This is a genomic window from Rhodobacter sp. SGA-6-6 (assembly GCF_011043545.1).
Taxonomy (GTDB): domain Bacteria; phylum Pseudomonadota; class Alphaproteobacteria; order Rhodobacterales; family Rhodobacteraceae; genus Pseudogemmobacter.
The window spans coordinates 164602-183922 of record NZ_JAAKGP010000007.1 but is presented as its reverse complement, the minus strand read 5'-3'; the positions used below and the strand labels follow the sequence as shown (position 1 = coordinate 183922).

Genomic DNA, 19321 nt, shown 5'->3' with positions numbered 1-19321 from the left:
CCTCAGGCCAGACGGATGCGCGGGTTCAGGAAGACATAGCCGATGTCCGAGATCAACTGCGTCACCAGCACCACGAAGACGGCCACCACCGAACAGGCCAGCAGCATGTTGATGTCGTTGTTGCCGGCGGCCTGCACCAGCGTCCAGCCGAAGCCCTTGTAGTTGAAGAGCGTCTCGACGATCACCACGCCGTTCAGCAGCCAGGGGAACTGCAGCATGATCACCGTGAAGGGGGCGATCAGCGCGTTCCGCAGCGCGTGCTTCATCACCACCTCACGGAAGGAAACCCCCTTCAGCCGGGCGGTGCGGATGTATTGCTGGGTCATCACCTCGGTCATCGAGGCGCGGGTCATCCGGGCGATGTAGCCGATGCCGTAAAGCGCGATGGTCAGCACCGGCAGGCCGAAGTTCCAGAAGGTGAGGCCGTCCATCGCGCTGGTGGCGGTGCCCTGGAACAGGGTCTTGCCCTCGATCCAGCCCATCTCGGCCAGCCAGGGCGAGATGCCCGCGGTGGCGGAGGCGAAAAGCGCGATGAAGATGACGCCCGAGACATATTCGGGGGTGGCGGTGGTGGCGATGGCGAAGGTGGACAGCACCCGGTCGGTGCGGCTGCCTTCGCGCATCCCCGACAGCACGCCGAGGATCAGCGAGGTCGGCACCATGACGATCATTACCCAGAGCATCAGCCAGCCGGTATGGCCCAAGGAACGCCCCAGCACCTCGGACACCGGCTGCTTGAAGACGGTGGACCAGCCCCAGTTGCCTTGCAGGATGCCGCAGTAGGCGGGCGGGGTCTCGCCGGCGGGGATGCGGTTCAGGCAGCGCCCCATCGGCTTGCCGTCGGAGGAGGTGCCGGTCCAGCCCGGCAGCACCCCCAGCCATTCGGCGTAGCGCGTCAGCACCGGCTGCGCGAAGCCGTTCGAGGCCAGCCAGCTGTCGACCTGCTCGTCGGTCATCCGGGCCGAGGCCTCGGATTTGGCAAGCTTTTCAAGGTTGGGCGGCAGGTTGGTCAGGTAGAAGACCACGAATGTCAGCGCAAGGGCTGTCAGGATCATCACGCCGATGCGGCGCAGCACAAAAAGAAGCATGGCTCATCCTTCCCGATGGGCAGGGCAGGCGGGACATCGGGGGCCCCGGACGACGGCTGTGCGGAAGGAGGCCCCGCCCGCCCCTTGCGGGAGCGGGCGGGGCTTTGAACCTCAGGCGGTCCAGTGCCACTTGTAGTGGTGATGCTCGAGCGTCGCATGCATGTCGCAGCCGCCCACCTTCGGATCGGTGTGGCGGAAGAGCGAGCGCCAGTAGGGCTGGATCAGCACGCCCTGCTCCTGCATGATCTCTTCCAGCCGCTTCATCACCTCGCGCCGCTTGTCGGCATCGGCGATCGACAGCGCCTCGGCCAGCTTGGCGTCGAACTCCTCGTTCGAGAAGGCGGTCTCGTTCCAGGCCTCGCCCGACTTGTAGGCCGTCGCCAGCACCTGCACCCCCAGCGGGCGCATGTTCCATTCCGTGGCGCTGAACGGATATTTCGTCCAGTCGTTCCAGAAGGTCGATCCCGGCATCACCGTGCGCTTGATCTTGATGCCGGCGTCGCGGATCTGGGCGGCGACGGCATCGCAGGTCGCCGACTGCCAGTCGTCGTCCAGCGAGATCAGCTCGAACTCGAAGTCGGCCTTGCCGGCGGCTTCGATGGCGGCCTTTGCCCCGGCCGGGTCCACCGTCAGCGGCGGCAGCTCGGCATATTCCGGGTGGATCGGGCAGACGTGGTGGTTTTCCGCCGGCTTGCCCAGGCCGGCATAGCCCAGTTCCAGCACGATGTTGTTGTCCACGGCGAGTTGCAGCGCCTTGCGGACGTTCACGTCCTTGTATTCCTCGGCCAGCTGGTTGAAGCGCACCGCCAGCGTCGCCGCGGTGGTCGCCTCGGTCTTGGTCCAGCCGAGCCCGTCCAGCACCGAGATGAACTCGCCCTGCGACTGGTAGGTGGCGTCGATCTCGCCCGAGCCGGCCGCGGCCACCCAGGCCGAGGGATCGGTGCCGAGGTCGATGTATTCGATCCGGTCCAGATAGGGGCCGCCGAAGATTTCGGTGCCCCACCAGGGCTCCTCGCGGCGGACCAGCACCTGCTTGACGCCGACCTCGTTCGATTCCGGCATGTAGGGGCCGGTGCCGATCGGGTTCACCGAGGGGTCGCTGTTGTCATAGCTCTGGTGGACGATCATGGCCGGATAGTCGGCGGCGCTGGCGATCAGGGCGATGTCGGGTTGGCTGAGCTTGATCTTCAGCGTCAGCGGGTCGACCACCTCGAAGGCCTCGGGGCGGGCGGCCTTGGTCGCCGGATCCTGGATGCCGGCCATGCGGGCGGACATCGAGTTGCCCTCGACATTGCCGTCGGCCCAGCGGGTGAAGTTGTGGGCCACGTCCTCGGCGGTGAAGTCGTCGCCGTTCGACCACTTGATCCCCGGGCGCACCTTCAGGGTGTATTCGGTGGCGTCGTCGTTGGTTTCCCAGCTGTCCAGCAGCATCCCGCGGATCGAGCCGTCGTTGTTGTATTCGACCAGGTATTCCAGCCAGCCGCGGGCGAAGTTGGCGATCTCGCTCCAGTCCGCGGTGCGCGGGTCCTTCAGGGCCCGGGTCATCATGTTCATCCGCAGCGTGCCGCCGGGCTGGATCTCCTGCGCCTTCGCCGGGGTGGGGGCGGCCAGGCCGATCAGGCCATAGGCCGCGGCGGCCGAAACGCCGAGCGCGGTGCTGCGCGTCAGGAACTCGCGGCGGCTCAGCGTGCCGGCCTTGACTTCCTCGGCATACATCAGCGCTGCGGGGTGCAGGCCGGTGATGGTGTCTTTCATTCCTCAGTCTCCCTGTCAGGTCTTCCGGTTGCGGTCTTGGCGGCCGTTCGGCGCGGGGAAGGCGGTGAGCATACCGTTGCGCAGACTGCGCAGCCGGGCCCGGTCTGTCGCCGAACCTGCCTGTCCCCGATTGCGCCATTTGCGCATGGTTTCCGCCACTCCGTCAATGTCATTGACAGACGATCTTGCGCACGAATGCGACATTCCTGGTGGAAAGACGACGCCAGCATGTCGTTTTTGACCAATGGGTCAGGGCCATCCCGCACCGCCCGGGAACCGGGGGCGAGGGGATACGCAGGGGCGGGTTTCCGCTGCGTCAGGGTGCGCGGCGGAAGGCGGTGGGCGACTTGCCGGTCAGGTGCTGGAAGGCGCGGGTGAAATAGGCCGCCGAGTTGAAGCCCAGGTCCAGCGCGATCCGCCCGACCGGCATCCGCGTCTCGGCCAGAAGCTTGCGGGCCTCGAAGATGCGGCGGTCCTGCAGCAGGGCGCTGGCCGGCCGGCCGCAGGCGGCGTTGCAGCAGCGGGTCAGGTGGGTCGGCGTCACGCCGAGCGCGGCGGCGAAATCCGCCACCCCCATGCCCGAGCGGAAGTCCCGCTCCAAGAGCGCGGTGTAGCGCGCCACCAGCCGCCTTGTGGCATCGGGCTTCGGCATCTCGGCCTCGGCCTTGCGGGCCTGCCGCTCCAGCCAGACGCCGATCAGGCCGAGGTAATGCCGCGTCGCCCGCTCATGCGCCGGGGTGTCGGCATCCATCTCGCGCAGCACGCTGTCCAGCAGCACGTTCAGTTCCTGCTGGGCATGGACCTCGCGGATGCGCAGGTGCAGCGGCTGCTTGGGCAGGGTCACGTCGCAGTCGCGGCCGAAGAAGACCGCGGTGCCGAAGACCGCAGGCCCGGCCTCGAACCCGTGCATCACCCCCGGCGGGATGAAGACGGCGTTGTGGGCGGTATAGCCGCGGGTCAGCCCGGCGATGGTGATCCGGCCCTGGCCCTTGGTGAACCACAGCAGGCAGGGTTCGGACAGCGACCGCATCGCCTCCACCCGCCAGCGCCCGGCCGCGGCCAGGCGGGAGATGGCGGTCAACCGCAGGTTGGAGACGGAGGAGGTGTCTTGCATCTTGGACGGTATCCGGTTCGAGGGTCGGTTCGGCCACGGGCGACAGGGCAAGGTGACTGCAACAGGGGGCAAAAGGACGGCGGCCTCGGCGCAGGGCCGAGGTTAGCCAAGCCAGACAGGGCAACCAAAGCAAAAAGATGGCGGAGGGCCGAAGTTATCCACAGGGGGCACGGAAAGCTGTGCATAACTCTGTGCATGGAATGCCCGCGCCGGGGGACCGGCGCTCAGGGCAGGGCGATTCCGCGCCAGCCGCCCATCCGGGCGCGGAACCAGGTCCGCTGCCGCTTGGCATATTGCCGGCTGGCCAGCCTGGCGGCGGCGGCGGCCTCGGCCAGCGGCAGCTGACCGCGCAGATGCGCCACCAGTTCCGGCGCCCCGATGGCGCGGGAGGAGGGACGGGCCGGATCCCAGAACGGCAGTTCCGCCCGCACCTCCTCCAGCGCGCCGGCCGCCATCATCGCGTCGAAGCGGGCGTCGATGCGGGCGTTCAGCCAGTCGACCTCGGGCCGGACCACCAGCGCCTCGGCCCGCGACAGCGGCAGGGCAGGGGCGCCGGTCGCGGCCTGCCAGTCGGCCAGCCCGCGGCCGGTGGCCCGCAGCACCTCCCAGGCGCGCTGGACCCGGGCGGGATTCGCCAGGTCGATCCGCGCCGCGGTGGCCGGGTCCAGCCCCGCGACCATCGCCGGGAAATCCGCCGCCCGCAGCGCATCCGCCTCCGCCCGCACCTCCGGCGGGATCGGCGGGATCTCCGCCAGCCCCTCGACCAGCGCCATGAAGTAAAGCCCGGTGCCGCCGACGATCACCACCGGCCGGTCCAGCAGCGCCACCGCCTCGCGCAGCCAGTGGCCCGCCGAATAGGGCTGGTCCCGCCCGACATGGCCGTAGAGCGCATGCGGCAGCACCGCCTCCTCCGCCGCGGAGGGCCGCGCCGTCAGCACCCGCCAGCAGGAATAGACCTGCAGCGCATCGGCATTGACGATCACCCGCCCGTCCCGCGCCGCCAGCTCCATCGCCAGCGCCGACTTGCCGCTGGCCGTCGGCCCGGCGATCAGCACCGGCGCCTCGCGCGAGATCGAAGACAGCAGCCCCTTGCCCTTCATCTTGGCAGAAATACTCCGGGGGTCCGGGGGCTGGCCCCCGGTTCGCCCTTTCACAGGTTGAACCCGCCGCCATTTTCCGACATTTTGCGCACCAGTCCAAGCACACAACCACATCCGGGGTCTTCCATGTCCACAGCCGCCGCCACGGGCGTCAAATACAGCCGAGTCATGCTCAAAATCTCCGGCGAGGCGCTGATGGGCGACCAGGGCTACGGGCTGCACCCGCCCACCGTGGCCCGCATCGCCGAAGAGGTGAAATCGGTCCGCGACCTCGGCGTCGAGGTCTGCATGGTGATCGGCGGCGGCAACATCTTCCGCGGGCTGGCGGGGTCCGCGCAGGGGATGGAGCGGACGACCGCCGATTACATGGGGATGCTGGCGACGGTGATGAACGCCCTGGCCATGCAGTCGGCGCTGGAGCAGCTGGGGGTGTTCACCCGCGTCATCAGCGCCATCCCGATGGACCAGGTCTGCGAGCCCTACATCCGCCGCCGCGCCGTCCGCCACCTGGAGAAGAAGCGGGTCTGCATCTTCGCCGCCGGGACGGGGAACCCCTATTTCACCACCGACACCGCCGCCACCCTGCGCGCCAGCGAGATGGGCTGCGAGGCGGTGTTCAAGGGCACCAAGGTCGACGGCGTCTACGACAAGGACCCGAAGAAACACGCCGATGCCAAGCGCTACGACCAGGTCAGCTACGACGAGACGCTTGAAAAGCACCTGGGCGTGATGGACGCCACCGCCATCGCGCTGGCCCGCGACAACCGGCTGCCGATCATCGTCTTCTCGCTCGACGAACCCGGCGGCTTCCGCGGCATCCTCTCCGGCAAGGGCACCTATACCCGCGTCTCGGACTGAGGCGGCCCTGAATTCGCGCGAATTCCGGGACGGAGCCTTTGAAGGCTCCGCCGCGATTTCTGCGAAGAAAGCGCCGTCCCGGCCCGTCCCCGTCCAAGCCGCTTTGATTTTCCCCGCTGCCCCCGCTAGAAGGGGCGGCAAAGCCTGAGAGGGAAGACCCCGATGTCCGACGAATTCGAACTCGACACCGACGACCTGACCCGCCGCATGGAGGGCGCGCTTGCCGCGCTGCGCACCGAATTCGCCTCGCTGCGGACGGGCCGCGCCTCGGGCACCATGCTGGAGCCGATCCATGTCGAGGCCTATGGCCAGATGACGCCGATCAACCAGCTCGGCACCGTCAACGTGCCGGAGCCGCGGATGGTCACCATCAACGTCTGGGACAAGGGCATGGTCGGCAAGGTGGAAAAGGCGATCCGCGAATCCGGCCTCGGCATCAACCCGCAGCTGAACGGCACCATCATCATGCTGCCGATCCCCGAGCTGAACGAGCAGCGCCGGAAGGAGTTGACCAAGGTCGCGGCGCAATATGCCGAACATGCCCGCGTCGCCATCCGCAACCTGCGCCGCGACGGCATGGACCGGATCAAGAAGGCCAAGGCCAACCACCTGTCCGAGGACGACGCCAAGTTCTGGGAGAGCGCGGTGCAGGAGATGACCGACCGTTACATCAAGCTGGTCGACCAGGCGCTGGACACCAAGCAGCACGAGATCATGCAGGTCTAGGCCGCCGCGCGATGCCGCCCGCTTCCCCCCGATCCGCTACCCATGTCGCCATCATCATGGACGGCAACGGCCGTTGGGCCACCCAGAAGGGCTGGCCGCGGCTGGTCGGGCACCGCAAGGGCGCCGAGCGGGTGAAGGAGATCGTCCGCGCCTCCCCCGACATCGGCATCGAATGGCTGACGCTCTATGCCTTCTCGACCGAGAACTGGAAGCGCAGCACCGAAGAGGTGCTGGGGTTGATGGCGATCTTCGCCCGCTACATCCAGCGCGAGGCCGATGCCATGGCGGCCGAGGGCGTCAGGATGCGCTTCATCGGCGACCGCTCGCGGCTGGACCCCAAGCTGCAACGGCTGATGTCGGGGATCGAGGCGAAGACCGCGCATCTGTCGCGGCTGAACCTGACCGTCGCCATCAACTACGGCGGCCGCGACGAGGTGCTGCGCGCCGCCCGGGCGCTGGCGGTGGAGGCGGCGGAGGGCCGCTTCGACCCCGCCGCGCTGACCGAGGCGGCGTTTTCCGCCCGGCTGGACACCGGCGGCCTGCCGGACCCCGATCTGGTGATCCGCACCTCCGGCGAGACCCGGACCTCCAACTTCCTGCCCTGGCAGGCGGCCTATGCCGAATACGAATTCACCGAGACGCTCTGGCCCGACTTCACCCCGGCCGAGCTGGCCGGCATCCTGGCCCGCTTCGGCAACCGCGACCGCCGCTTCGGGGGCGTCAAGGCATGAGCGGGGCAGGGCAAGGCAGCGGGGATCGGCAGGGAGCACTTCTTCCTGTCCATGGCGAAGGCCATCGCCTTCGCCACAGCGCACCATCTCAACCGGACCGGCCGGGCCTTCGAGGCCCGGCCAGCGCCCGCCCCGCCCTCGGCGGGCGCTTCTCGCCCGCCGGGTCGGGCGCTGGCCTCTCGGGGTCTCGTGCCGCACCGTTTCCGGCTGATATGCTGTGCACGGGCGGGGGAACCGCACTGCGTTTCCCTGTCCCGCCCGCGGCAGGCTTTCGGAGGTCCCGATGACCGCTTCCTCCGGCAGATGGGGCGATCTCGCCCCCCGCATCCTGTCGGCCGTGGTCCTGCTGGCGGTCGGCGGCGGGGCGATCTGGCTGGGCGGCACGGTCTTCGCGCTGCTGGCGGTGGTCTGCTCCGGCCTGATGATGTGGGAACTGGCGCGGATGACCCGCGGCGAGGGGCAGGACGCCTCGGTCCTGCTCGGCCTCCTGGCCGCCGGGGTGCTGGCGCTGAACCTCTTCGTGCCGCAACCTTTCGTGATCCCGCTGCTGCTGCTGCCGCCGCTGGTCGGCGTCATCGCCCCGCGCCGCGACACCGCGGTCTTCGCGGGGTATGCGCTGGTGATCCTCGCCACCGGCTGGGCGCTGGTGGCGCTGCGGCAGGGCGCGGGGCTGGCGCCGGTGCTCTGGCTGCTGGCGGTGGTGGTGGCCTCCGACGTGGCGGGCTATTTCGCCGGCCGCATCCTCGGCGGGCCGAAGTTCTGGCCGAAGGTCAGCCCGAAGAAGACCTGGAGCGGCACCGTCGCCGGCTGGATCGGCGCGGCGCTGGTCGGCGCGGCGTTCTGGTCGGCGGGGCAGGGAACGGCGGCACTGGTCTGGGTCTCGCCGCTGGTCGCCTTCGCCGGGCAGATGGGCGACATCGCGGAAAGCGCTATCAAGCGGCGGGCGGGGGTGAAGGACAGCTCGGCCCTGATCCCCGGCCATGGCGGGCTCCTGGACCGTTTCGACGCGCTGGCCTTCGCCGCCATCCTGACCGCCGTGCTGCTGCCCGCGCTGAACCTGTTCCCGAAGGGCTGAGCCGATGCGCCGCATCTCGATCTTCGGCGCCACCGGCTCGGTCGGCGAACAGACCGTGGAACTGGTCCTGCGCGCCGGCGGGCCGGAGGTTTATCATACCGTCGCCCTGACCGGCGGCCGCAACATCGCGCGCCTTGCCGAACAGGCCCGGGCCCTGCGGGCCGAACTGGCGGTCTGCGCCGATCCCGCCGACCTGCCCGCCCTGCGCGAGGCGCTGGCCGGCACCGCGACCGGGGCCGCCGCCGGGGCAGAGGCCATCGCCGGTGCTGCCGACCTGCCCGCCGACTGGGTGATGAGCGCCATCGTCGGCGCCGCCGGGCTGGTCCCCGGCCTGCGGGCGCTGAGCCACGGCGCCACGCTGGCGCTGGCGAACAAGGAAAGCCTCGTCACCGCCGGGCAGCTGCTGGTCTCCACCGCCGAATCCCGCGGCGCCCGCATCCTGCCGGTGGACAGCGAGCATTCGGCGATCTTCCAGGCCCTGATCGGCGAGGACATGGCGGCGGTCGACCGCATCATCCTGACCGCAAGCGGCGGCGCGCTGCGCGACTGGCCGATGGAGGCGCTGGCGACAGCTACGGTGAAGGACGCGCTGGCGCATCCGAACTGGGCGATGGGGCAAAGGATCACCATCGACTCGGCCAGCATGTTCAACAAGGCGCTGGAAGTCATTGAAACGCGCGAATATTTCGGTATCGACCCCGAAAGGATCGAGGTCATCGTCCATCCCGAATCGATCGTGCATTCGATGGTCGGCTTCCGCGACGGCGCCATCATGGCCCATCTCGGCAGCCCCGACATGCGCCATCCCATCGGCTATGCGCTGAACTGGCCGACCCGCGCGCCGCTGCCGGTGGCGCGGCTCGATCTCGCGCAATTGTCCACCCTGACCTTCCGCGCGCCCGACCTGGCCCGCTATCCCGCGCTGCGGCTGGCGCGCGAGGTGATGGCGATCCGCGGCCTGGCCGGGGCCGCCTTCAACGCCGCCAAGGAGGTGGCGCTGGACGGCTTCCTGGATGGCCGGATCGGCTTCATGGACATGGCCGGGGTGGTCGAGACCGTGCTCGACCGGCTTTCGGCCGGCGAGGGCCTTGGAAAAGACGCGATGGGGCTTGAGGATGTGCTGGCCATGGACCATCTGGCACGGGTAAGGGCCGCCGAGGCCATCAGCACGACGGGAAGGACCGCATGACCGACCTCATCGCCGCCATGGGCGGCTCGGCCTGGGCCGTGATCTGGGCCGCCTTCTTCTTCGTCGTCGCGCTGTCGGTGATCGTGGCGGTCCACGAATACGGCCATTACATCGTCGGCCGCTGGTGCGGCATTCATGCCGAGGTCTTCTCCATCGGCTTCGGCAAGGTGCTGGCCAGCCGCACCGACCGGCGCGGCACGAAATGGCAGATCGCCGCCATCCCCTTCGGCGGCTACGTGAAATTCCTCGGCGACGCCGACGCGGCCTCGGTCCGCAGCGCCGGGACCGCCGGCCTTTCCGCCGCCGAGCGCCGCCACACCATGGCCGGCGCCCCCCTCTGGGCGCGGGCGGCCACGGTGGCGGCCGGTCCCTTCGCCAATTTCCTGCTGACCTTCGCCGTCCTCGTCGTCATGGGCCTGACGCTCGGCATCGCCGACGGCCAGCCGCGGGTGGAGCGTGCCCGGGCGCTGCCCTGGGCGGGCGAGATGCTGCGGCCCGGCGACATCGTGCTGGCGCTGAACGGCACGCCGGTGGCCAGCTATTCCGACCTCGGCAAGCTGGCCAACGACAGCCTGCCGCAGACCCCTTCCATCGAATGGACTGTGGAGCGCGATGGCCAGACCGTCACCTTCACCGGCCCGCATCCCGCCCCGGCCATGGTCGGCGGGGTGCAGGTGAAGTCGGCGGCGGTGGATGCCGGGCTTCGGGCCGGCGACGTCATCACCCGCGCCGGCGGGCAGGAGATCGTCACCTTCCTGCAGCTGCGCGAGATCGTCACCGGATCGGGCGGCCAGCCGGTGGCGCTGACGGTCTGGCGGAACGGCACCACCACCGACATGGTGCTGACCCCGCGCAAGCGCGACATCCCCGACCCGGAGGGCGGCTTCCGCACCGAATGGCTGATGGGGATCGAGCAGGGCCAGATCTTCGACCCCGGCACCCGCCCGGCCGGACTGGCCGAGTCGCTGACCGGCTCGCTCTCGGCGATGTGGGGGATCACCACCAGCACCTTCTCGGGCCTCTGGCACATGGTCGCGGGCAATATCTCGGCCTGCAACATGTCGGGGGTGATCGGCATGGCCGATGCGCTCGGCGATGCCGCGAAGGCGGGGCCGGAGACCTTCTTCACCCTCTTCGCCATCATCTCCTTCGGGGTGGGCATCCTGAACCTGTTCCCGATTCCGGTGCTGGACGGCGGCCATCTGGTCTTCCACGCCTGGGAGGCGGCGACCGGCCGCCCGCCCTCGGACCGCGCGCTGCGGGTGCTGATGTCGATCGGGCTGACGGTGCTGCTGTCGGTGATGATCTTCGCGCTGCTGCAGGACGTGACCTGCGTGTGAGGGGGAGGGCGGGGTGAACCCCGCCGCTCCCTCCGCTTCCATGGCGAAGGCGCGTGCCTTCGCCACAGTGCAACGCTTCCCCTTGTCCCGGCCGGGCCCCAATGGCCCGGCCAGCGCCCGCCCCGCCCGCGGCGGGCGCTTCTCGCCCGCCGGGTCGGGCGCTGACCTCCCGGGGTTTGGAACCGCTGCCGTTTCCGGGTGACGCCGTTAAGCGCGGGCGGGGCGAGGCAGTGCCTCGCCTTTTCCCGCCCGGGGCAACCGGAGCGGCGGGATGCCCCGTCATCCCCGCCCGCGGTGCGCCCCGATCCCGCCCAAGTCCTGCCCCAATCCGCTGCTAGACCCGGGTCACAGCCAACGGAGCCTGTCATGCAGCTTGTCCAGCGAACCCTTCCGGGCCTCAGCCTTCTGGTGAACCTGAATCTCGACCGGCTGTTCACCATCGGCGCCATCCTGGCCGGCCTGCTGGCGGGGGGCTTCCTCGGCCAGATCCTGCTCGGGAACTGATCGGCCGGCGCCCGTCCCGCAGCTGTCGGGAATACCATATCTGGCAAAGTTATCCACAGCAACCGCAGCCTTTTGACAAGGCCCGGCTTTCCCGCTATCCCCTGCGTTGAACGTCCAGAATGCAAGGGGCTTGGCGATGGCAGACACTTCCGGCAGGACCTCGCGTCCCCATTCCCGGGCCCGCCTGCTGGCCGCAGCCGTTTTCCTTGGCGCCGCAAGCGCTTCGGCGCCATTCCTGAGCCCCGCCTTCGCGCAGGTCTTCTCCTTCTCCAACGTCAGGATCGAAGGAAACAGCCGCGTCGACGATGCCACCATCCTGTCCTATGCCGGAATCGCCCGCGGGGGAGAGGTCTCGGCCGGCGACCTGAACGACGCCTATCAGCGGCTGTCGCGCTCGGGCCTGTTCGAGACGGTGGAACTGGTGCCGCAGGGCGGGACCCTGCTGATCAAGGTCACCGAATACCCCTTCGTCAACCTGATCAACTTCGAGGGCAACAAGATCCTCAAGGACGAGGACCTGGCCCAGGCGATCAAGTCGCAGTCGCGCCGCGCCTTCTCGCCCTCGGTGGCCGAGGCCGACGCCGCCGCCATCGCCGAGATCTACCGCGTTAAGGGCCGCCTCGCCGCCACCGTCACCCCCAAGGTGATCCGCCGCGACGGCAACCGCGTCGACCTGGTCTTCGAGATCACCGAGGGCAAGGTGGTGGAGATCGAGCGGCTGTCCTTCGTCGGCAACCGCGCCTTCAGCGACCGCCGCCTGCGGCAGGTGCTGGAGACCAAGCAGGCCGGCTTCCTGCGCGCCATCATCCAGCGCGACAGCTTCGTGGCCGAGCGGATCGAGGTCGACAAGCAGATGCTGACCGACTTCTACCGCTCGCGCGGCTACATCGACTTCGAGGTGACCGACGCCACCGCCGAGACCACGCGCGAACGCGACGCCAGCTTCGTCACCTTCACCGTGCACGAGGGGCTGCCCTATACCATCGGCAAGGTCACCACCGTCTCCGAGGTCGAGGGCATCGACGCCGCCGAGTTCATCGCGGTGCAGAAGATCCGCAAGGGCCAGACCTTCAACCCGGCGGTGATCGAGAACAACATCGCAAGGATGGAGAACCTGGCCCTGAAGAAGGGGCTGAACTTCATCCGCGTCGATCCGCGCATCACCCGCGACGACCGCGGCCAGGCGGTGGACATCGAATTCGCCATCGTCCGGGGCCAGCGCGTCTTCGTCGAGCGCATCGACATCGAGGGCAACGCCACCACGCTGGACCAGGTGGTGCGCCGCCAGTTCCGCACCGTGGAAGGCGACCCCTTCAACCCGCGCGAGATCCGCCAGTCGGCCGAACGCATCCGCGCGCTCGGCTTCTTCTCGGACGCGCAGGTCAATGCCCAGCAGGGCTCCGGCCCCGACCAGGTGGTGGTCAACGTCGATGTCGAGGAACAGCCGACCGGATCGCTGAACTTCGGCCTCAGCTATTCGGTTTCCAGCGGCACCGGCTTCAACATCTCCTTCTCGGAGTCGAACTTCCTCGGCCGCGGGCAGTCGCTGTCGCTCAGCCTGGCGAACACCTCGGACACCCAGAACTCGTCCTTCTCCTTCACCGAGCCTTCGGTGCTGGGGCGCGACCTGTCGTTCAACGTCAACGGCTATTACCGGACCTCGGACCAGGAGTTCGCGCTCTACAACACCCGCAGCCTCGGATTCGGCTTCGGCATCGGCTTCCCGGTGGGCGAGCAATCGCGGCTGAACCTGACCTACCGGGTGTCGGCCGACAAGATATTCGACCTGCAAGACGATGTGCTTGGCGATGACCCTCTGACGCCGGAGGTCGAAACGGTCAGCATCCGCTCGCCCATCCTGCGCCGTGAAGAGGCGCAGGGAGAGTTGATCACCAGCGCCATCGGCTACAGCTACCAGTTCGACAACCGCATCACCGGCCTCAACCCGACCTCCAGCTACATCTTCCGCTTCGGGCAGGAGATCGGCGGCCTGGGCGGCGACACCAAGTTCCTGACCACCACCGCGCTGGCGGTGGCCGAGACCAAGGTGCTGAACGAGGAAGTCACCCTGCGGGTGGCCGTCGAGGGCGGCTATATCCACGGACTCAGCGGCCAGACCACCCGCGTCACCGACCGTTTCTTCGCCGGTGGCAAGATTCGCGGCTTCGAGCCTAAGGGGATCGGCCCGCGCGACGGCACCGATCTGGAGGACGCGCTCGGCGGCAACGCCTTCGCCGTGGCCCGCTTCGAGGCCGACTTCCCGCTCGGCCTGCCGGAAGAGTACGGCATCACCGGCGGCGCCTTCCTCGACGTGGGCTCGGTCTGGAGTCTGGACGATACTGCCGGTCTTGCCGGCGAGGTCGACGACAGCTTCAAGCCCCGCGTCGCCGTGGGTCTGTCGCTGCTGTGGAACACGCCGATGGGGCCGCTGCGCTTCAACTTCTCGCGGGCGCTGGTCAAGGAAGACTATGACAGGGAACAGAACTTCGACCTCACGGTCTCCACGAGGTTCTGAGCCGGGCATGTCCGCCCTGCGCCCGGCCCTGCTTGCGCTTGCCCTGGCCCTGCCGGGACAGGGCGTCCCGGCGCAGGAGGCGCCTGCCGAAGTGACGCGCCCCGCCCCGGTGGTGCTGACCCTCGACCAGGACCGCTTCTTCCGCGACAGCGCCTGGGGCCGCGCCGCCATCGCCCGGGCCGAGGCCGAGGGCGCCGAACTGACCGCCGAGAATCGCCGCATCGAAGAGGCGCTGCAGCAGGAGGAGCAATCGCTCACCGACCGCCGCGCCGCAGTCCCGGCCGAGGACTTCACCCGTCTCGCCGCCGATTTCGACACCCGCGTCGAAGGCATCCGCGACGCGCAGGAGGCCAAGAGCCGCGCCATCGTCGGCAAGCTGGAGGCCGAGCAGACGGCGTTCTTCGCCGCCGCCCGCCCGGTGCTGGAGACGCTGCTGGAGGACAGCGGCGCCTCGGCCATCCTTGCCGGGGGCGCGGTGATCCTGGCGACCGAGGCCACCGACATCACCGCCACCGCCGTCCGCCACATGGACGCGGCCCATCCCGGCCTGCCGCCCGAAGCCCCCGAATCTCCCGCCGAAACCCCCGATACGCCCGCCCCCTGATCCCGGTTTCGCCGCCTTGGGAACTTGTCACCTCCGCGGCGACTTGCTAGCACGGGCAGAGGCCGGCCCCCGGCCGAGGCCCAAGACCAAAGACGAGGCCGCCCGCGAAGGACGGCGCAGGAGACCATGCCCGTGGATGCAACCGCCGCCCCGACCACCGCCGATCTCGACCTGATCCAGCGGATCATCCCCCACCGCTATCCCTTCCTGCTGATCGACAAGGTGCGCGACATCGTGCCGAACGAAAGCTGCGTCGGGATCAAGTGCATCACCTACAACGAGCCGCAGTTCACCGGCCATTTCCCCGGGATGCCGATCTTCCCCGGCGTGATGATCGTCGAGGCGATGGCGCAGACCTCCGGCGTGCTGGTCGGCCTGTCGATGGACCTGGTGGACAAGAACGCCAAGGTCTTCTTCATGGGCGTCGACGGGGTGAAGTTCCGCCGCAAGGTCGTGCCCGGCGACGTGATGGAGCTGCATGTCAAGGCGCTGCGCGGCGGCGGCAAGGTGTGGAAATTCTCCGGCGAGGCGCGGGTGGAGGGGGAACTGGCCTGCGAGGCCACCTTCACCGCCATGTTCGACCTGCCCAGGGCCTGATCGCATGGGTATCCACGGCACCGCCGTCATCCATCCTTCCGCCTTCGTCGAGGAAGGCGCCAGCATCGGCGAGGATTGCCACATCGGCCCCTTTGCGGTGATCGGACCCGAGGTCACCCTGGGCGCCCGCGTCACCGTGAAGTCCCATGCCGTCGTCACCGGCTGGACCGCGATCGGCGACGACTGCACGATCTGGCCCTTCGCCTGCGTCGGCGAGGTGCCGCAGGACCTGAAGTTCAAGGGCGAGCGCACGCGGCTGGAGGTCGGCGCCCGCACCCGCATCCGCGAGGGTGCGACGCTGAACACCGGGACGGAAGGCGGCGGCGGGGTGACGCGGGTCGGCGAGGACTGCCTGATCATGACCGGCGCCCATGTCGGCCATGACGCCCAGGTCGGCGACCGGGTGATCCTGGTCAACCATGTCGCCATCGCCGGCCATGTCCACCTCGGCGACGACGTGATCGTCGGCGGCCTCTCCGGCGTGCACCAGTTCGTCCGCATCGGCCAGGGCGCCATCATCGGCGCCGTGACCATGGTGACGAACGACGTGATCCCCTACGGCCTGGTGCAGGCTCCGCGCGGAGAGCTGGACGGGCTGAACCTCGTCGGGTTGAAGCGCCGCGGGGTGGACCGCGCCGGCATCACCCAGCTGCGCGCCGCCTACCAGATGCTGGCGCAGGGCGAGGGCACCTTCCACGAACGCGCCGCCCGGCTGAGCGGCGATTTCGACAGCCCGCTGGTGCAGGAGATCGCCGAGTTCATCCTCTCGGACAGCGACCGCAGCTTCCTGACGCCGAAAGGCCCGAAATGACGCTGGCGCTGATCGCCGGGGCGGGGGCGCTGCCCGCCGCCCTGGTGAAGGCCCTGCCGCAGCGCCCCTTCGTCGCGGCACTTGAGGGCTTCCCGCCCGAGAAGCTGGCCCCGGACCTGACCTTCCGCATCGAGCGGCTCTATCCCTTCTTCGCCGCGCTGCATCAGGCCGGCGTCACCCGGGTGGCCTTCGCCGGCGCCGTCCGCCGCCCGCGGCTGGACCCGGCGCTGTTCGACGCGCAGACGGCGCAGATCGTGCCGCGGCTGATGCACACGCTGGCACAGGGCGACGACGCCACCCTGCGCGAGGTGCTGGCGCTGTTCGAGGAAGAGGGATTCGCCATCACCGGCGCCGCCGAGATCGCGCCGTCGCTGGTGCCGCCCGAAGGGCTCCATGCCGGGGCGCTGACCCCCCGCGACCAGCAGGATGCCGCCCGCGCCGCGGCGATCACCGAGGCGCTCGGCCGGGTGGACGTGGGGCAGGGCTGCGTGGTGGCGCAAGGCATCTGCCTCGCCGCCGAAACCATCGCCGGCACCGACGCCATGCTGGCCCAGGTCGCCGCTCTGCCGCAGGCGCTGCGCCCGGCGCCGCAGGCGGGCAGGGGCCTGCTCTACAAGGCGCCGAAGCCGCTGCAGGACCGCCGCATCGACCTGCCGGCGCTTGGCCCCGCCACGGTGGAGGCGGCGGCGCAAGCCGGCCTCGCCGGCATCGCCTGGGAGGCGGGCGGGGTGCTGGCCCTCGACCTGCCGGCGATGCAGGAGGCGGCGGCACGGCACGGCCTCTTCCTCTGGGCCCGCGGACCCGCCCGGGCATGACCGATTTTTCGCCGAAAAATCGTGCCCCCGCTTCCCCGCTCCATGTCTTCCTGATCGCCGGAGAGCCCTCGGGCGACCGCCTCGGCGCCGCGCTGATGGCCGGGCTGAAGGCTTTGGCCCCGGGCGTCGCCTTCTCCGGCATCGGCGGCCCCGCCATGCAGGCCGAGGGGATGGAAAGCCTGTTCCCGATGGAAGAGCTGTCCGTCATGGGGCTGGTGGAGGTCCTGCCGAAGTATTTCCACCTGAAGCGCCGCATCCGTCAGGCCGCCGAGGCCGCCCTTGCCGCGAACCCCGCCGCGCTGGTCACCATCGACAGCCCGGACTTCTGCCTGCGTGTGGCCGCGCTGGCGAAGTCGGCGCGTCCCGGGCTGCGCACCATCCATTACGTCGCGCCCTCGGTCTGGGCCTGGCGCCCCGGTCGGGCGGCGAAGATGGCGCGGCATATCGACCATGTGCTGGCGCTGCTGCCCTTCGAGCCGCCCTGGATGACCGCCGCCGGCATGAGCTGCGATTTCGTCGGCCACCCGGTCGTCTCGGAACCCGTGGCAGGCCCCGAACAGGCGCGGGCCTTCCGCGAAGCCCATGGCATCGCCCCTGACGCGCCGCTGGTCGTCGCCCTGCCGGGCTCGCGGCGGGGAGAGGTCTCGCGCCTGCTTCCGCCGTTCGGCGGGACGCTGCGCCTCGTCGCCGCGCGCCTGCCCGCCCTGCGGGTGGTCCTGCCCACGCCGCGGCACCTGGCCGATACCGTCGCCGAGGCCACGAAGGACTGGCCCGGCAATCCGGTGATCCTGCCCGCTCCCGACCTTGCCGCCCGCACCGCCGCCTTCGCCGCCGCCGATGCCGCCCTTGCGGCCTCGGGCACGGTCTCCCTGGAACTGGCGGCGCAGTCCTGCCCGATGGTGATCGCCTACGACATGGCGGCGCCGACGCTGTGGCTGATGCGGCGGATGGCGCGGATCGACACGGTGACGCTGGTCAACCTGGTCTCCGAGACCCGCACGGTGCCGGAATTCATCGGCCCCGATTGCCGCGCCGAAAGGATCGCCCCGGCGCTGCTGGCGCTCTTGCAGAACGGCCCCGGTCCGCAGGCCGAGGCGATGGAAGTCACCATGCAGCGCCTCGGCCGCGGGCAGGAGCCGCCCGGTCTGCGCGCGGCAAGATCGGTGCTGGATCACCTCTAGGAAAGGAATCCGTCCTCTTTCTGGACGGCAAATATCCCGGGGGAGTCTTCGCTTGCGAAGACGGGGGCAGCGCCCCCTTGCTTACCGCCCGCGCCAGATCCAGCCGCCGCCGAAGACGCGGGACCCGCCACCGGCTTCATGGAACACGCAGGCCTGGCCCGGGGAGACCCCGTCCTCGGCCTCGAACAGCGTGACCTCGGCCTCGGCCGGCCCCAAGGGCCGCACCAGCGCCGGGCGCGGCGCGCGGGTGGAGCGGACCCGCACCTCCAGCTCCCATTCGGGGCGCGAGTCGAAGGGGGTGTCGCCCAGCCAGTTGATCTCGCGCACCGGCACCACCCGGGTGGACAGCGCCTCCTTCGGGCCGACGATCACCCGCCGCGTCTCGGCGTCCAGTTTCACCACATAAAGCGGATCGCCGAGGCCGCCGATGCCGAGGCCCTTGCGCTGGCCGATGGTGTAGTGGATCACCCCGCGGTGCTGCCCCAGCACCCGGCCCGACAGGTCGACGATCTCGCCCGGATCGGCGGCGCCGGGGCGCAGCTTCTCGATCACCGCGGCGTAGTTGCCGTTCGGCACGAAGCAGATGTCCTGGCTGTCCGGCTTGTCCGCCACCGGCAGCCCGTATTTCGCCGCCAGCGCCCGGGTCTCGGCCTTCGAGGCCAGATGGCCCAGAGGAAACCGCAGGTAGTCCAGTTGCTCCTGCGCGGTGGAGAACAGGAAATAGGACTGGTCGCGCGCCGGATCCGCCGCCCGGTGCAACTCCGCCCCCGCGGCGCCCAATTTCCGCTGGATGTAATGCCCGGTCGCCATGCAGTCGGCGTCGAGGTCCTTCGCCGTCGCCAGCAGGTCCTTGAACTTCACCCGCTCGTTGCAGCGGATGCAGGGCACCGGGGTGGCGCCGGCCAGATAGGCATCGGCGAATTCCTCGATCACCGCCTCGCGGAAGGTGTTCTCGTAATCCAGCACGTAATGCGGGAAACCCATCGCCTCGGCCACCCGGCGGGCATCGTGGATGTCGCGGCCGGCGCAGCAGGCCCCCTTCTTCGCCAGCGCCGCGCCATGGTCGTAAAGCTGCAGCGTCACCCCCACCACGTCATAGCCCTGGTCCTTCAGCAGCGCCGCCACCACCGAGGAATCGACGCCGCCCGACATCGCCACCACCACCCGCGTCTCGGCGGGGGGCTTGGGCAGGCCGAGGGAGTTCAGGGGCAGGTCGCGCGGCATGGGGCTTGGGTCCGGGGGCGGCAGGGGCCGCAGGAGGGGGTTGCGCGGCAATATAGGAAAATGCACCGCACTCTCAACCCCTGTCGCCCGCAAC

At 69.6% G+C, this 19321-nt stretch carries 18 protein-coding genes; 13 read left to right on the top strand and 5 right to left on the bottom strand.

Annotation, left to right across the window (positions count from 1 at the left end; genetic code table 11):
* Positions 1-2: 2 nt before the first annotated feature.
* The 4 genes from G5B31_RS14420 to miaA all read right to left on the bottom strand — a co-directional run bounded on the left by G5B31_RS14420 (position 3) and on the right by miaA (position 5057).
* The gene (locus G5B31_RS14420; RefSeq protein WP_165018874.1) at positions 3-1088 is read right to left on the bottom strand and encodes an ABC transporter permease; all 1086 of its coding nucleotides are present in this window, start codon (positions 1086-1088) and stop codon (positions 3-5) included.
* Positions 1089-1199: 111 nt separating this feature from the next.
* Positions 1200-2843 (bottom strand): ABC transporter substrate-binding protein, encoded by a 1644-nt coding sequence (locus tag G5B31_RS14415; RefSeq protein ID WP_240904422.1) that lies wholly within the window; start codon positions 2841-2843, stop codon positions 1200-1202.
* 316 nt (positions 2844-3159) lie between these two features.
* Positions 3160-3957, bottom strand: a complete 798-nt coding sequence (locus G5B31_RS14410; RefSeq protein WP_165018872.1) for an AraC family transcriptional regulator — start codon at positions 3955-3957, stop codon at positions 3160-3162.
* 224 nt (positions 3958-4181) lie between these two features.
* A complete protein-coding gene (gene miaA / locus G5B31_RS14405; protein WP_165018870.1) occupies positions 4182-5057 on the bottom strand; it encodes a tRNA (adenosine(37)-N6)-dimethylallyltransferase MiaA in 876 nt (291 codons plus the stop codon).
* 126 nt (positions 5058-5183) lie between these two features.
* Between miaA and pyrH the strand changes: the two genes are divergently transcribed.
* The 13 genes from pyrH to lpxB all read left to right on the top strand — a co-directional run bounded on the left by pyrH (position 5184) and on the right by lpxB (position 18003).
* Complete coding sequence (gene pyrH, locus G5B31_RS14400) at positions 5184-5915, top strand: UMP kinase (RefSeq protein ID WP_165018868.1); 732 nt, start codon at positions 5184-5186, stop codon at positions 5913-5915.
* A 162-nt stretch (positions 5916-6077) separates the two neighbouring features.
* A complete protein-coding gene (gene frr, locus G5B31_RS14395; protein ID WP_165018866.1) occupies positions 6078-6641 on the top strand; it encodes a ribosome recycling factor in 564 nt (187 codons plus the stop codon).
* Between the two features lie 11 nt (positions 6642-6652).
* Entirely contained in the window at positions 6653-7372 is a 720-nt protein-coding gene (gene uppS / locus G5B31_RS14390; protein ID WP_165018864.1) for a polyprenyl diphosphate synthase, read from the top strand.
* 283 nt (positions 7373-7655) lie between these two features.
* Positions 7656-8447 carry a phosphatidate cytidylyltransferase gene (locus G5B31_RS14385; protein ID WP_165018862.1) on the top strand — a complete coding sequence of 264 codons (792 nt, stop codon included), beginning with the start codon at positions 7656-7658 and terminating at the stop codon, positions 8445-8447.
* A 4-nt stretch (positions 8448-8451) separates the two neighbouring features.
* A complete protein-coding gene (dxr, locus tag G5B31_RS14380; RefSeq protein ID WP_165018860.1) occupies positions 8452-9636 on the top strand; it encodes a 1-deoxy-D-xylulose-5-phosphate reductoisomerase in 1185 nt (394 codons plus the stop codon).
* A complete protein-coding gene (gene rseP, locus G5B31_RS14375; RefSeq protein ID WP_394352132.1) occupies positions 9633-10976 on the top strand; it encodes an RIP metalloprotease RseP in 1344 nt (447 codons plus the stop codon). The genes dxr and rseP overlap by 4 nt, the downstream gene beginning before the upstream one ends.
* A 366-nt stretch (positions 10977-11342) precedes the next feature.
* Positions 11343-11480, top strand: coding sequence for a hypothetical protein (locus G5B31_RS14370; protein ID WP_165018859.1), 138 nt, complete (start codon positions 11343-11345; stop codon positions 11478-11480).
* A 136-nt stretch (positions 11481-11616) separates the two neighbouring features.
* Positions 11617-13995, top strand: coding sequence for an outer membrane protein assembly factor BamA (bamA, locus tag G5B31_RS14365; RefSeq protein ID WP_165018858.1), 2379 nt, complete (start codon positions 11617-11619; stop codon positions 13993-13995).
* A gap of 7 nt (positions 13996-14002) precedes the next feature.
* Positions 14003-14599: an OmpH family outer membrane protein gene (locus tag G5B31_RS14360; protein WP_165018856.1), complete on the top strand. Its 597-nt coding sequence runs from the start codon at positions 14003-14005 to the stop codon at positions 14597-14599.
* 126 nt (positions 14600-14725) lie between these two features.
* Positions 14726-15196, top strand: a complete 471-nt coding sequence (fabZ, locus tag G5B31_RS14355) for a 3-hydroxyacyl-ACP dehydratase FabZ (RefSeq protein WP_165018854.1) — start codon at positions 14726-14728, stop codon at positions 15194-15196.
* Positions 15197-15200: 4 nt separating this feature from the next.
* Positions 15201-16007: an acyl-ACP--UDP-N-acetylglucosamine O-acyltransferase gene (gene lpxA / locus G5B31_RS14350; protein WP_165018852.1), complete on the top strand. Its 807-nt coding sequence runs from the start codon at positions 15201-15203 to the stop codon at positions 16005-16007.
* Positions 16004-16822 carry an LpxI family protein gene (locus G5B31_RS14345; RefSeq protein ID WP_165018850.1) on the top strand — a complete coding sequence of 273 codons (819 nt, stop codon included), beginning with the start codon at positions 16004-16006 and terminating at the stop codon, positions 16820-16822. The genes lpxA and G5B31_RS14345 overlap by 4 nt, the downstream gene beginning before the upstream one ends.
* Complete coding sequence (gene lpxB / locus G5B31_RS14340) at positions 16819-18003, top strand: lipid-A-disaccharide synthase (RefSeq protein WP_165018848.1); 1185 nt, start codon at positions 16819-16821, stop codon at positions 18001-18003. The genes G5B31_RS14345 and lpxB overlap by 4 nt, the downstream gene beginning before the upstream one ends.
* 81 nt (positions 18004-18084) lie before the next feature.
* On the opposite strand, the gene mnmA is transcribed toward lpxB, so the two are convergent.
* A complete protein-coding gene (gene mnmA / locus G5B31_RS14335; RefSeq protein ID WP_165018846.1) occupies positions 18085-19227 on the bottom strand; it encodes a tRNA 2-thiouridine(34) synthase MnmA in 1143 nt (380 codons plus the stop codon).
* Positions 19228-19321 lie beyond the last annotated feature (94 nt).

Bases quoted from the DNA above. Each gene is read 5' to 3' on its own strand.
- G5B31_RS14420 (WP_165018874.1), bottom strand. From the start codon at position 1,088: ATGCTTCTTTTTGTGCTGCGCCGCATCGGCGTGATGATCCTGACAGCC.
- G5B31_RS14415 (WP_240904422.1), bottom strand. From the start codon at position 2,843: ATGAAAGACACCATCACCGGCCTGCACCCCGCAGCGCTGATGTATGCC.
- G5B31_RS14410 (WP_165018872.1), bottom strand. From the start codon at position 3,957: ATGCAAGACACCTCCTCCGTCTCCAACCTGCGGTTGACCGCCATCTCC.
- miaA (WP_165018870.1), bottom strand. From the start codon at position 5,057: ATGAAGGGCAAGGGGCTGCTGTCTTCGATCTCGCGCGAGGCGCCGGTG.
- pyrH (WP_165018868.1), top strand. From the start codon at position 5,184: ATGTCCACAGCCGCCGCCACGGGCGTCAAATACAGCCGAGTCATGCTC.
- frr (WP_165018866.1), top strand. From the start codon at position 6,078: ATGTCCGACGAATTCGAACTCGACACCGACGACCTGACCCGCCGCATG.
- uppS (WP_165018864.1), top strand. From the start codon at position 6,653: ATGCCGCCCGCTTCCCCCCGATCCGCTACCCATGTCGCCATCATCATG.
- G5B31_RS14385 (WP_165018862.1), top strand. From the start codon at position 7,656: ATGACCGCTTCCTCCGGCAGATGGGGCGATCTCGCCCCCCGCATCCTG.
- dxr (WP_165018860.1), top strand. From the start codon at position 8,452: ATGCGCCGCATCTCGATCTTCGGCGCCACCGGCTCGGTCGGCGAACAG.
- rseP (WP_394352132.1), top strand. From the start codon at position 9,633: ATGACCGACCTCATCGCCGCCATGGGCGGCTCGGCCTGGGCCGTGATC.
- G5B31_RS14370 (WP_165018859.1), top strand. From the start codon at position 11,343: ATGCAGCTTGTCCAGCGAACCCTTCCGGGCCTCAGCCTTCTGGTGAAC.
- bamA (WP_165018858.1), top strand. From the start codon at position 11,617: ATGGCAGACACTTCCGGCAGGACCTCGCGTCCCCATTCCCGGGCCCGC.
- G5B31_RS14360 (WP_165018856.1), top strand. From the start codon at position 14,003: ATGTCCGCCCTGCGCCCGGCCCTGCTTGCGCTTGCCCTGGCCCTGCCG.
- fabZ (WP_165018854.1), top strand. From the start codon at position 14,726: ATGCCCGTGGATGCAACCGCCGCCCCGACCACCGCCGATCTCGACCTG.
- lpxA (WP_165018852.1), top strand. From the start codon at position 15,201: ATGGGTATCCACGGCACCGCCGTCATCCATCCTTCCGCCTTCGTCGAG.
- G5B31_RS14345 (WP_165018850.1), top strand. From the start codon at position 16,004: ATGACGCTGGCGCTGATCGCCGGGGCGGGGGCGCTGCCCGCCGCCCTG.
- lpxB (WP_165018848.1), top strand. From the start codon at position 16,819: ATGACCGATTTTTCGCCGAAAAATCGTGCCCCCGCTTCCCCGCTCCAT.
- mnmA (WP_165018846.1), bottom strand. From the start codon at position 19,227: ATGCCGCGCGACCTGCCCCTGAACTCCCTCGGCCTGCCCAAGCCCCCC.